This window comes from Kluyvera sp. STS39-E, from assembly GCF_040932435.1.
GTDB lineage: Bacteria > Pseudomonadota > Gammaproteobacteria > Enterobacterales > Enterobacteriaceae > Kluyvera.
In genome coordinates, this window is the sequence record NZ_JBFQGA010000005.1 from 65,697 (window position 1) to 77,885 (window position 12,189).

The 12,189-nt window shown below is 55.1% G+C and carries 10 protein-coding genes; 7 read left to right on the forward strand and 3 right to left on the reverse strand.

The features are described 5' to 3' along the window. The first annotated feature begins 6 nt into the window (after nucleotides 1-6). From AB4K05_RS12080 to feoC, 4 genes are all read left to right on the forward strand, one after another. A complete protein-coding gene (locus tag AB4K05_RS12080; protein ID WP_368480214.1) occupies nucleotides 7-2,340 on the forward strand; it encodes a Tex family protein in 2,334 nt (777 codons plus the stop codon). A gap of 477 nt (nucleotides 2,341-2,817) precedes the next feature. Then, complete coding sequence (gene feoA / locus AB4K05_RS12085; RefSeq protein ID WP_368480215.1) at nucleotides 2,818-3,045, forward strand: ferrous iron transporter A; 228 nt, start codon at nucleotides 2,818-2,820, stop codon at nucleotides 3,043-3,045. A 28-nt stretch (nucleotides 3,046-3,073) separates the two neighbouring features. Next, on the forward strand, nucleotides 3,074-5,392 hold the full coding sequence (gene feoB, locus AB4K05_RS12090) for a Fe(2+) transporter permease subunit FeoB (RefSeq protein WP_368480216.1): 2,319 nt from the start codon (nucleotides 3,074-3,076) through the stop codon (nucleotides 5,390-5,392). Between the two features lie 8 nt (nucleotides 5,393-5,400). Continuing rightward, complete coding sequence (gene feoC / locus AB4K05_RS12095; RefSeq protein WP_368480217.1) at nucleotides 5,401-5,637, forward strand: [Fe-S]-dependent transcriptional repressor FeoC; 237 nt, start codon at nucleotides 5,401-5,403, stop codon at nucleotides 5,635-5,637. 45 nt (nucleotides 5,638-5,682) lie between these two features. Here the strand turns inward: feoC and AB4K05_RS12100 are convergent, their stop codons facing one another. Together AB4K05_RS12100 and bioH are read right to left on the reverse strand one after the other, a co-directional pair. Continuing rightward, a complete protein-coding gene (locus AB4K05_RS12100) occupies nucleotides 5,683-5,952 on the reverse strand; it encodes a YdgH/BhsA/McbA-like domain containing protein (protein WP_368480218.1) in 270 nt (89 codons plus the stop codon). A 115-nt stretch (nucleotides 5,953-6,067) separates the two neighbouring features. Further along, a complete protein-coding gene (gene bioH / locus AB4K05_RS12105) occupies nucleotides 6,068-6,844 on the reverse strand; it encodes a pimeloyl-ACP methyl ester esterase BioH (RefSeq protein ID WP_368480219.1) in 777 nt (258 codons plus the stop codon). A 38-nt stretch (nucleotides 6,845-6,882) separates the two neighbouring features. On the opposite strand from bioH, the gene gntX reads away from it, so the two are divergent. From gntX to gntT, 3 genes are all read left to right on the forward strand, one after another. After that, nucleotides 6,883-7,557, forward strand: coding sequence for a DNA utilization protein GntX (gene gntX, locus AB4K05_RS12110; protein WP_368480220.1), 675 nt, complete (start codon nucleotides 6,883-6,885; stop codon nucleotides 7,555-7,557). Between the two features lie 58 nt (nucleotides 7,558-7,615). After that, complete coding sequence (gene nfuA, locus AB4K05_RS12115; protein WP_368480221.1) at nucleotides 7,616-8,191, forward strand: Fe-S biogenesis protein NfuA; 576 nt, start codon at nucleotides 7,616-7,618, stop codon at nucleotides 8,189-8,191. A 399-nt stretch (nucleotides 8,192-8,590) separates the two neighbouring features. Then, nucleotides 8,591-9,907 (forward strand): gluconate transporter, encoded by a 1,317-nt coding sequence (gntT, locus tag AB4K05_RS12120; RefSeq protein ID WP_368480222.1) that lies wholly within the window; start codon nucleotides 8,591-8,593, stop codon nucleotides 9,905-9,907. A gap of 197 nt (nucleotides 9,908-10,104) precedes the next feature. On the opposite strand, the gene malQ is transcribed toward gntT, so the two are convergent. Then, nucleotides 10,105-12,183: a 4-alpha-glucanotransferase gene (gene malQ, locus AB4K05_RS12125; RefSeq protein WP_368480223.1), complete on the reverse strand. Its 2,079-nt coding sequence runs from the start codon at nucleotides 12,181-12,183 to the stop codon at nucleotides 10,105-10,107. Between the last annotated feature and the right edge of the window lie 6 nt (nucleotides 12,184-12,189).

A 12,189-nucleotide genomic window follows, 5' to 3' on the forward strand; every position in this document is an offset into this window, starting at 1 on the left:
CAAGCCATGTTGAATGATTCGCTCTGCCGCATTATTGCGGGTGAACTTCAGGCCAGAGCAGAACAGGTGGAATCCGCCGTTCGCCTGCTTGATGAAGGGAACACCGTGCCGTTTATCGCACGTTATCGTAAGGAAGTCACAGGCGGTCTGGATGATACGCAACTGCGTAATCTGGAAACCCGACTGGGGTATTTGCGTGAGCTGGAAGACCGTCGTCAGACTATCCTCAAATCTATTACCGAGCAGGGCAAGCTGACCGATGAGCTGGAAAAAGCCATCAACGGTACGCTGAACAAAACCGAGCTGGAAGACCTTTATCTTCCGTATAAACAAAAGCGCCGTACCCGCGGGCAAATCGCTATTGAAGCCGGTCTAGAACCGCTGGCGGAACTGCTGTGGACCGACCCATCCCACACGCCAGAAACAGCAGCTGAAAAATTCATTGATGCCGACAAAGGCGTCGCCGATACCAAAGCCGCCCTCGACGGCGCACGCTACATCCTGATGGAGCGCTTCGCGGAAGACGCCTCCCTGTTGGCAAAAGTGCGTGACTATCTGTGGAAAAACGCCCACCTGGTCGCCACCGTTGTCAGCGGTAAAGAAGAAGAAGGCGCGAAATTCCGCGACTACTTCGACCATCACGAACCGATTTCGACCACCCCTTCCCACCGTGCGCTGGCGATGTTCCGCGGGCGCAACGAAGGGGTGCTGCAGCTGGCGCTGAATGCCGATCCGCAGTTTGACGAGCCGCCAAAAGAGAGCTACTGCGAACAAATTATTATCGACCACCTCGGTCTGCGTCTGAACAACGCCCCGGCGGACAGCTGGCGTAAAGCGGTGATTAGCTGGACGTGGCGCATCAAAGTACTGATGCATCTTGAAACCGAGCTGATGGGCACCGTACGTGAACGTGCGGAAGATGAGGCCATCAACGTCTTCGCCCGTAACCTGCACGACCTGTTGATGGCAGCGCCTGCGGGCCTGCGGGCCACCATGGGCCTCGATCCGGGTCTGCGTACCGGCGTGAAAGTCGCGGTGGTTGATGGCACCGGCAAGCTGGTCGCTACCGACACCATCTATCCGCACACCGGACAGGCCGCGAAAGCCGCCGTCGCCGTGGCGGCGCTGTGCGAAAAGTATAACGTTGAGCTGGTCGCTATCGGTAACGGTACCGCTTCACGCGAAACCGAACGCTTCTTCCTCGATGTGCAGCAGCAGTTCCCAAAAGTCACCGCGCAGAAGGTGATCGTCAGCGAAGCCGGTGCATCCGTCTACTCCGCATCTGAACTGGCCGCGCTGGAATTCCCGGATCTCGACGTTTCCCTGCGCGGTGCGGTCTCCATCGCCCGTCGTTTACAGGACCCACTGGCAGAGCTGGTGAAAATCGATCCGAAATCAATCGGGGTTGGCCAGTACCAGCATGACGTCAGTCAGACTCAGCTGGCGCGTAAGCTAGATGCGGTGGTGGAAGACTGCGTAAACGCCGTCGGGGTAGACCTGAATACCGCTTCCGTCGCGCTGCTGACCCGTGTGGCGGGTTTAACGCGGATGATGGCGCAGAACATTGTTGCCTGGCGCGATGAGAACGGTCAGTTCCAAAACCGCCAACAGCTGCTGAAAGTCAGCCGTCTGGGGCCAAAAGCGTTTGAGCAGTGCGCGGGCTTCCTGCGTATCAATCACGGCGATAACCCGCTGGATGCTTCAACCGTTCACCCAGAAGCCTATCCGATTGTCGAACGTATTCTTGCGGCGACCCAGCAGGCGCTGAAGGACCTGATGGGCAACAGCAGCGAGCTACGCAGCCTGAAAGCATCCGAATTTACCGACGAACGCTTTGGCGTACCGACCGTTACCGACATCATCAAAGAGTTGGAAAAACCTGGCCGCGATCCGCGTCCTGAGTTTAAAACCGCGAAGTTCGCTGATGGCGTGGAAACCATGAACGACCTGCTGCCGGGGATGATCCTCGAAGGTGCGGTGACCAACGTCACCAACTTTGGTGCCTTTGTGGATATTGGTGTGCATCAGGATGGTCTGGTCCACATCTCGTCGCTGGCGGATAAGTTCGTCGAAGATCCACACACGGTGGTGAAAGCAGGCGATATCGTCAAAGTGAAGGTACTGGAAGTGGATCTGCAGCGTAAGCGTATTGCGCTGACCATGCGCTTGGACGAACAACCGGGTGAAACTAACTCCCGCCGTGGCGCCGGTGGCGATCGCAATCAGGGCGGCAATCGCCCGGCGGCGAAGGCTGCGAAACCACGCGGTCGTGAAGCGCAGCCTTCAGGCAATAGCGCCATGATGGACGCGCTGGCAGCTGCAATGGGTAAAAAACGCTAATCATAACGCCGGGCTTACCGCCCGGTTTTTCCCTGTAGGCCGGATAAGGCGTTTACGCCGCCATCCGGCAATCCAGCGCTAATCTCTGCCTGATGGCGCTACGCTTATCAGGCCTACATTCTTACATTTGGAATAGCGCGCGCCTCAGCCATTATTATTTTATTATCAGCATTTAATAATAAGCCCCATCGCGATTTATTTTATTAACCAATGAAACCTTAATTAAACATTAAGTGATGTAAATAATATTTAATTCATTTAACGCTACAAACTATTGCTTGAGTCATATCAAAAAAAGTGCAAATTTCCGTCGAAATCCCTTCCAATCGCATGTTATGTATTGATGATAAAAACCATTCTCATTATCATTATTTCCCGTAGGTCTTAACTCTTCATTTATTGACGATATCCCTGCCGCTGCCCACAGCGCACGGCGTTATCTCCTTTGTTCAGCCAGCTGATACACAAGTAGGTTATATGCAATTTACACCTGATACTGCGTGGAAGATTGTTGGTTTCTCCCGCGAAATTAGCCCAGCTTACCGTCAGAAACTGCTCTCTTTGGGGATGCTGCCGGGTTCATCATTTAACGTGGTTCGCGTGGCTCCGCTCGGTGATCCTATTCATATCGAAACCCGTCGCGTTAGCTTGGTGCTGCGTAAAAAAGATCTCGCGCTAATTGAATTAGAAATCCTTGCACAATAACTCCAGCCTGGTACTAAGAGTCTGAAATATGAAAAAATTAACCATTGGTTTAATTGGCAATCCTAATTCCGGCAAAACAACCTTATTCAATCAGTTAACCGGTGCGCGCCAGCGCGTGGGAAACTGGGCCGGGGTCACCGTTGAACGTAAAGAAGGGGCGTTCTCCACCACCGATAATCAAGTTACGCTGGTCGACTTACCGGGCACTTATTCACTCACCACCATCTCCTCGCAAACGTCGCTGGATGAGCAGATTGCCTGTCACTACATTCTCAGCGGCGATGCCGATCTGCTGATTAACGTCGTCGACGCATCCAACCTCGAACGTAACCTCTACCTGACGCTGCAGCTTCTGGAGCTAGGCATCCCGTGCATCGTCGCACTGAATATGCTCGATATTGCCGAAAAGCAACAAATCCGCATCGACGTTGACGCCCTCGCAGCCCGCTTGGGCTGCCCGGTTGTGCCGCTGGTTTCGACCCGTGGGCGCGGCATTGAAGCGTTGAAACTGGCGATTGACCGTCACCAAGCCAATCAGCCGCTGGAGCTGGTGCACTACCCGCAGCCGCTGATTCGAGAAGCCAATATTCTGGCCGGTGAAATGGCACAGGATATGCCGATGCGTCAACGCCAATGGCTGGGCATGCAGATGCTGGAAGGGGATATTTATAGCCGCGCCTTTGCCGGCGACGCCGCACACAAGCTGGAGATTTCACTCGCTAACCTGAGTGATGAAATGGACGATCCCGCGTTGTATATCGCCGATGCTCGCTACCAAAGCATCGCGGCTATCTGTGACGCGGTCAGCAACACCTTAACCGCCGAACCAAGCCGTTTTACCACTGCGGTGGACAAAATCATCCTCAACCGCGTGCTGGGCCTGCCGATCTTCCTGTTCGTCATGTACCTGATGTTCTTACTGGCGATCAACATTGGCGGCGCGCTGCAGCCTATCTTTGATGGCGGTTCAGTCGCTATCTTTATCCACGGTATTCAGTGGATAGGCTACACGCTGCACTTCCCTGATTGGCTCACCGTCTTCCTCGCACAGGGTATCGGTGGCGGTATCAACACTGTTCTGCCGCTGGTGCCGCAAATCGGCATGATGTATCTGTTCCTCTCCTTCCTTGAGGATTCTGGCTACATGGCCCGCGCCGCGTTCGTCATGGACCGTCTGATGCAGTCGTTAGGTCTACCGGGCAAATCCTTTGTCCCGCTGATCGTCGGTTTCGGCTGTAACGTACCGTCAGTGATGGGAGCACGTACGCTCGATGCACCACGCGAACGTCTGATGACTATCATGATGGCGCCGTTTATGTCCTGCGGCGCGCGTCTGGCTATTTTCGCCGTCTTCGCCGCAGCCTTCTTCGGACAGGGCGGCGCGCTGGTTGTCTTCTCTCTGTATGTACTGGGGATTGCTATCGCCATCCTCACCGGCCTGATGCTCAAATACACCATCATGCGTGGCGAAGCGTCACCGTTTGTCATGGAGCTTCCGGTCTATCACGTGCCGCACGTGAAGAGCCTGATTATCCAGACCTGGCAGCGCCTGAAAGGCTTCGTACTCCGCGCCGGTAAAGTTATCGTTATCGTCAGCATCTTCTTGAGCGCGCTGAACAGCTTCTCGTTTAGCGGTAAAATTGTCGACAACATCAACGACTCTGCGCTGGCTTCTGTTAGCCGAGCCATTACACCGGTGTTTAAACCGATTGGTGTGCACGAAGATAACTGGCAGGCCACCGTGGGCCTGTTCACCGGGGCCATGGCAAAAGAAGTGGTGGTGGGTACGCTAAACACCCTCTACACCGCGGAAAACATCCAGAATGAAGAGTTTAATCCGCAGGAATTCCATCTCGGTGACGAACTGCTGGCAGCCGCTGATGAAACTTGGCAGGGCCTGAAAGACACCTTCAGCCTGAGCGTGCTGGCAAACCCAATAGAAGCCAGTAAAGGCGATGGCGAAATGGAAACCGGCGCGATGGGCGTGATGAGCAGCAAATTCGGCAGCGCGGCGGCAGCCTACAGCTACCTGATCTTCGTTCTGCTCTACATTCCATGCATCTCGGTGATGGGGGCTGTTGCTCGCGAATCTAGCCGCGGCTGGATGACCTTCTCGATTTTATGGGGCCTGAACATCGCCTACTCGCTCTCAACGCTGTTCTACCAAACCGTCAGCTTCAGTCAGCATCCGCGTTATAGTCTAGGGTGCATTCTGGCGGTGATTCTGTTCAACGTCGTCCTGCTGAGCCTGCTGCGCCGCGCACGTAGCCGCGTAGACATCTCACTGCTGGCAACGCGCAAAACGCCAGCATCATGCTGCTCAAGCCCTGCGGGCGATTGCCACTAGGAGTCGACATGGCATCATTGATTGAAGTACGCGATATGTTGGCATTGCAAGGACGCATGGAAGCCGTACAGCTCAGTGCCCGACTGCATACGCCACAGGCGCTGATCGATGCCATGCTGAGTCGCTTAGAAGCCATGGGGAAAGTCGTGAAGATTAGCGAAGATCCTGATGGTTGCCTTTCCGGCAGTTGCAAAAGCTGCCCGGAAGGGAAAGCCTGCTTGCGGGAGTGGTGGGCGCTGCGCTAGAAATTCCCCCGACGCAGGACCGCGCCGGGGGAGATAAATCAAAACTTATTTATACACGTCCGCGTTCGCGTGGACGGTCTTCTCGTTTTTCTCCCCGGCAATCACCACGAAGTACATCCCGCCCATTTCATCGGCTTTTTTCGACAGATCGCGCTTAGCGTCCATTGGCGAAGTGGTTTTCGAGGTGGTGATGCTGCCAAGCTTGGTCAGGCTCATCTTGGCGACATCCTCTTTTTGGATCTCTTTAGCAGCAAACGCACCAAACGACAGGGAGCCAATCACCAGAGATGCAACAATACCTGTAACAAGTTTCATAGCTTCTACTCTCCTTAAGGTTATTATTTGCGCTGGGCAGGCCGAGTGGAATAGTTACCTGCCGCAACAGCTTAAGTATTGCTATGAATGCTTTTTTTACCACTTCTTCGGGCGATTAATTCTGTAACTGCGCTTTTAGCGCAACCAGCGGCGCACAGAAAGCCTGCGGATGAGAGATAAACGGCGCATGGGCCGCCTTATCAAACATCACTGATTCACTCTGTGACCAGAGCGTATCAAGCAACGGTACGATTTTGCGCGGGACCAGCCCATCAAGCCTGCCGTACATACGTAAAAATGGCAGAGACAGCTCCGCCAGCGGTTGACGAAGATCGGCGGTTTTCAAGATCTCCAGCCCACCGTTGAGCACCTCTGATGACGGCATCGGCAGTGACAGTACCGTCTGTTTCAGCGCTCTAGCATCCTGGCGCGCGCTTTCAGTGCCCATGGTTTGCAGCGCCAAAAAGCGCTCGACAGTGCGCTGGAAATCATCGCTCAACTGCTGCTGGAAACCGCTCAACACCTCAGGCTTGATTCCCGGCCAATCATCATGGGCAGCAAAGCATGGCGATGACGCGACGTTCACCAGCGCCTGTACCCGCTCGGGGTGACGTAACGCAACCTGACTGGCGACAAGGCCGCCCAAGCTCCAGCCGAGCCAGATGGCCTGCATCGGTGCTTTCTCCAGCACCATTTCCGCCATCTCATCAAGTGATAACGCGCCAAATCCCACGCTGCGCCCGTAGCCCGGCAGATCGACTAAATGCAATGTAAAATGCGCGCTCAATTCCGGCGTAATGCAATCCCATACCTGTGCATTCAGCCCCCATCCGTGCAGCAGCACAAGATGACAATTTCCTTCGCCCGTGGTTTGCCACCAGATGTCGTTCATCAGCTATTGTTCTCATTTCTTCGCTTCAAGGGGGGATTATGCTAACAGTCCACGGCTTATGCTGGCTATGCAAAATGCCGCTAGCACTGCCGGCCTGGGGCGTGTGTTCACGTTGCGCCAAAACGTTATTTAGCAAGATGTGCGGTTGCCCACAATGCGGGCTGCCATCAACCAGCGCGGAGACACCGTGTGGTCGCTGCCTGCAAAAACCACCGCCTTGGCAGCGAATGGTCGCCGTTAACGACTATTGTCCACCGCTCAGCCAGATGGTTCATCGCTTCAAGTTCAGAGGGCAGGCCGAACTTGCGCCTACGCTGGCACGCCTGTTGCTTTTAGCGGTTCTCAAGCAAAGCGGGCTTCCACCACCCGACAGACTAATCAGCGTACCTCTATGGCAGCGACGCCACTGGCGGCGCGGCTTTAATCAAAGTGAGCTGCTGTGCCAAGCGCTGAGCGCATGGCTGCCTTGCGAATACGACAGCCAAACGGTTATTCGAATTCGCCCAACCGCAACCCAGCACGAGCTTAATGCCCGGCTACGCCGACATAACCTGAGAAATGCCTTCCAGCTTGAATTTTCGGTGCAGGGTCGCCATATGGTTATTGTGGATGATGTTGTCACGACGGGCAGCACGGCCGCCGAGATTTCCCGCCTGCTTTTGCGAAATGGCGCGGCGAGCGTTCAGGTATGGTGTCTGTGTCGCACCTTGTAGGCCCCCTACTATGGGCGTATTATAACCAACTAAAGTAGTCAACTATTAGGTCAAAGCTATGATCCGTATTTCCGATACTGCGCAAGCGCACTTTGCCAAACTTCTGCAAAATCAGGAAGAAGGGACACAGATCCGCGTATTTGTGATTAACCCTGGTACGCCTAACGCAGAATGCGGCGTTTCTTATTGCCCGCCGGATGCGGTGGAAGCAAGTGATACAGAACTCAAATTTGAACAGCTCACCGCCTATGTCGATGAACTGAGCGCTCCGTATCTGGAAGATGCGGAAATTGATTTCGTTACCGACCAGTTGGGTTCTCAGCTAACGCTGAAAGCACCTAACGCCAAAATGCGTAAGGTGTCTGACGACGCGCCGTTGATGGAACGCGTCGAGTACCTGCTGCAAGCACAGGTTAACCCGCAGTTGGCCGGCCACGGCGGTCGCGTGTCGCTGATGGAAATCACCGACGATGGTATTGCCGTTCTGCAATTTGGTGGTGGCTGTAACGGTTGCTCGATGATCGACGTGACCCTGAAAGACGGCATCGAGAAACAGCTGCTGGCCGAGTTCCCTGAACTGAAAGGCGTTCGCGATCTCACCGAACACCAGCGCGGCGAGCACTCTTACTACTAATCCACGGTTTCCCCGGCATCCGGGGGCCTTCGGTACAACTCCGGGCGAAGCGTTTACGCCAACCCCGGGGTTGCTCTCTCTCCACCCAGCCTCTCTCTATGTTACCGAGTAACATCCCTCGCATTTTTGTTTCTACAACGCTGCAATAAATCGGCAATTATTTTGACTTGAGTCTCATATTTAACATTTCTATCGCAAGGGATATTCTCACCTCGCAATGTTACCCGTATCATTCAGACCTATGCCATCGTGTTAAATAATAGCCAGCTATTCTTTATCTGGGTCATACAACATGACGGTGGCGAGAACAAGTCAGTACCTATTCCCTCTGTAGGGACAATTGGAAGTTGTCGTAGCAACAATGACGTTACCCATAACAAATTAAAGGCTGGAAAAATAATGCCATTAATCATCGTAGCAATCGGGGTTATCCTCTTATTACTGTTGATGATCCGCTTCAAAATGAACGGATTTATCGCACTGGTTCTGGTGGCACTGGCCGTCGGATTAATGCAGGGCATGCCCCTGGACAAAGTCATCGTCTCCATCAAAAATGGCGTCGGCGGCACCCTTGGTAGCCTGGCGCTGATTATGGGCTTCGGGGCCATGCTCGGTAAGATGCTGGCCGATTGCGGCGGCGCACAGCGTATCGCCACCACCCTTATCGACAAATTTGGCCGTAAGCACATCCAGTGGGCCGTCGTACTGACCGGCTTCACCGTGGGCTTCGCGCTGTTCTATGAAGTAGGCTTCGTTCTGCTGCTGCCGCTGGTGTTCACCATCGCCGCTAACGCACGTATCCCGCTGCTGTACATCGGTGTACCGATGGCTGCCGCGCTGTCCGTGACCCACGGCTTCCTGCCACCGCACCCGGGTCCAACCGCTATTGCTACCATTTTCCACGCGGATATGGGCAAAACGCTGCTGTACGGCACGCTGCTGGCTATCCCGACCGTTATTCTGGCAGGTCCGGTTTACGCACGTTGCCTGAAAAGCATCGATAAACCGATTCCAGAAGGTCTGCACAACCCGAAAACCTTCACCGAAGCAGAAATGCCATCTTTCGGCGTCAGCGTCTGGACTTCTCTGGTCCCGGTTATCCTGATGGCGCTGCGCGCAATCGCTGAAATGGTGCTGCCAAAAGGCCACTCCCTGCTGCCAGCCGCTGAATTCTTTGGCGACCCGGTGATGGCGACCCTGATTGCGGTACTGATTGCTATCTTCACCTTCGGCCTGAACCGTGGCCGTTCGATGGACCAAATCAACGACACGCTGCTCTCCTCTATCAAAATCATCGCGATGATGCTGCTGATCATTGGCGGTGGCGGTGCGTTCAAACAGGTACTGGTCGACAGCGGCGTGGATAAGTACATCGCCTCTATCATGCACGAATCCAACGTATCTCCGCTGCTGATGGCTTGGTCTATTGCCGCTGTTCTGCGTATTGCACTGGGTTCAGCAACCGTTGCGGCAATTACTGCCGGCGGCATCGCCGCACCACTGATTGCCACTACTGGCGTGAGCCCAGAGCTGATGGTTATCGCGGTGGGTTCCGGTTCCGTTATCTTCTCTCACGTGAACGATCCAGGCTTCTGGCTCTTCAAAGAGTACTTCAACCTGACTATCGGCGAGACCATCAAGTCTTGGTCGATGCTGGAAACCATTATCTCGGTTTGCGGCTTGGTAGGATGTCTGCTGCTGGGGATGGTGGTGTAAAACGCCACGCACTTTAGAAACAAAAATGCCGGGGACTTCCCCGGCATTTTTATTGGTAGGCCTGATAAGCGTAGCGCCATCAGGCAATTACCGTGCACATCGCCGGATGGCGGCGTTGCCTTATCCGGCCTACAAGAGCGTCACAAAAAACCCGGCGTCGCAGAGCTCGGCCGGGTGAGTGTGTTTTGCGGTTGTCTTTACTTCTTCCTGCCCGCCGCTTTCCGGCGCTTATCCAAATCTTTAATCAGCTTGTTCACACCCTCGTCGGCAAACATCGCCTCCAGCGAGGTGGAAAGCTTACGCCGCCAGTTCGGATACTCGGTGCTGGTGCCAGGAATATTCACCGGTGCCGACATCTGCAGCCAGTCTTCCGGTTGCAGTCCCAGCAACGCGCTATTGCTGTCAGCAATATAGCGCTGCATCCCGCGGCTTAACGTGGCGGTCATCGACATCAGCGAGGCCTTGTGACCGGCACGTTTAGGCAGCGTGCCGTATTTATGCAGAGCGTCCAAAAGCCCCTGCTTCGCCAGTTCACGATCTTGATACAGCCCGTGCAGTACATCAGCGTCAGGATACAGGCCCAGCTCGTTGCCCAAAGTCAGGTCACCGCTTTCCCAGTAGCCACGCAGCGTCGGCAGGTCGTGCGTAGTTGCCACGGCCATTGATTGTTCCGGATAAGACTTCGGCGAGCGGAAGGTCTTCTCGTGGTCGTTCTCAAAATAGAGCACTTTGTACGAGTAAACACCGCTCTTACGCAGCTTGCTGACGATCTCAACCGGCACCGTCCCTAAATCCTCGCCAATCACCATGCAGTGGTGACGTTTACTTTCCAGCGCCAAAATCGACAGCAATGCATCGACCGGATACTGCACGTAGGCACCGTGATCGGCGGTTTCACCGTAAGGGATCCACCACAAACGCAGCACCGACATCACATGGTCAATACGCAGCGCGCCGCAGTTCTTCATATTCGCGCGCAGCAGTTCGATAAACGGCTCATAGGCGCGAGCGGCGATGATATGCGGATCCATCGGCGGCAGGCCCCAGTTTTGCCCCAGCGGCCCAAGGATATCCGGCGGCGCACCGACGGAGGCCTTCAGGCAGTATAGTTCACGGTCGCACCAGGTTTCCGCGCCGCCTTCGGCCACGCCGACGGCGAGGTCGCGGTAAAGACCAATCGGCATCGCATCGCGCTGGCTGGTTTCCCAGCAGGCAGCAAATTGGGTGTACGCCAACCATTGCAGCCAGAGGTAGAAATCCACCTCATCCGCATGCTTTTGACAAAACGCGTGCACCTGCGGGCTATCGGTCGTGCGATAGGCCTCCGGCCAAGCCGGCCAGCCCCAACGCAGCGGATCTTCTTTCACCTGATGAGCGTGCAGCGTATCAAAGGCAGCCTGCCAGTAGAGGCTCTCGCCTTCTTTATCCACGAAGTAGCGGAAAGCCGCTACCTGCTCATCATTACGCTTGGCAAAGCGCTTCCACGCCATGCGTAACGCGGTCATTTTCAGTTCAGTTACTGCGGTGTAATCCACCTGTGCAACGTCGCGAGCCGCTTTCAGCTTCTGCTGTGTGCTAGGCAGTTTCCACCACGCCTGCGCCTCTTCGCTTTTAGCAAAGTCTTCCACCGCGTTAACGTCGATGTAGATAACGTTCATCCAGCGACGCGATGAAGGGCTGTACGGACTGGCGCTTTCCGGGTTCGCCGGATAGAGCGCATGAATCGGATTGAGGCCAATAAATGCGCCGCCGCGTTTGGCGACTTCCGGCAGCATCGCCTTCAGATCGCCAAAATCACCGATCCCCCAGTTTTTTTCCGAACGCAGGGTATAAAGCTGAACGCAGGCCCCCCACAGCTTTTTCGCCTCTTTCAGCGGCTGCGGCTCGTAGCAGCGCTCAGGAGCGATGATCACTCGGCAGTGCCAGCGCTCATCGTTCTGGGTCAGCGTAAGTGAGTGATAGCCTTCCGGCATGCGGGTCGGCAGACTGAGGTTTTTCCCCCCAGCAATCTGCCCCTGATGCTGCTTGCCCTCTTCGGTCGTCAGGATCCAGCTAAATTCGCCTTTTCCCGCCACCGGCAGCGCCATTTTCTTCCCATACGTCCAGACCATGACGTTCGGTACCGGCGTTGCCGTGACCGTATCGCCGTGGTGCATTGCGTCAAGCAAACGCCGTTTGGTGTCAGCACCGATAGACTGCGGCTTGCCGTGGGCATTAATGTAGTTTGGGCTAATCCCCGCCGCCAGCGCGGCTTTATCGAGGCGTTTGCTTTCCATTGCCTG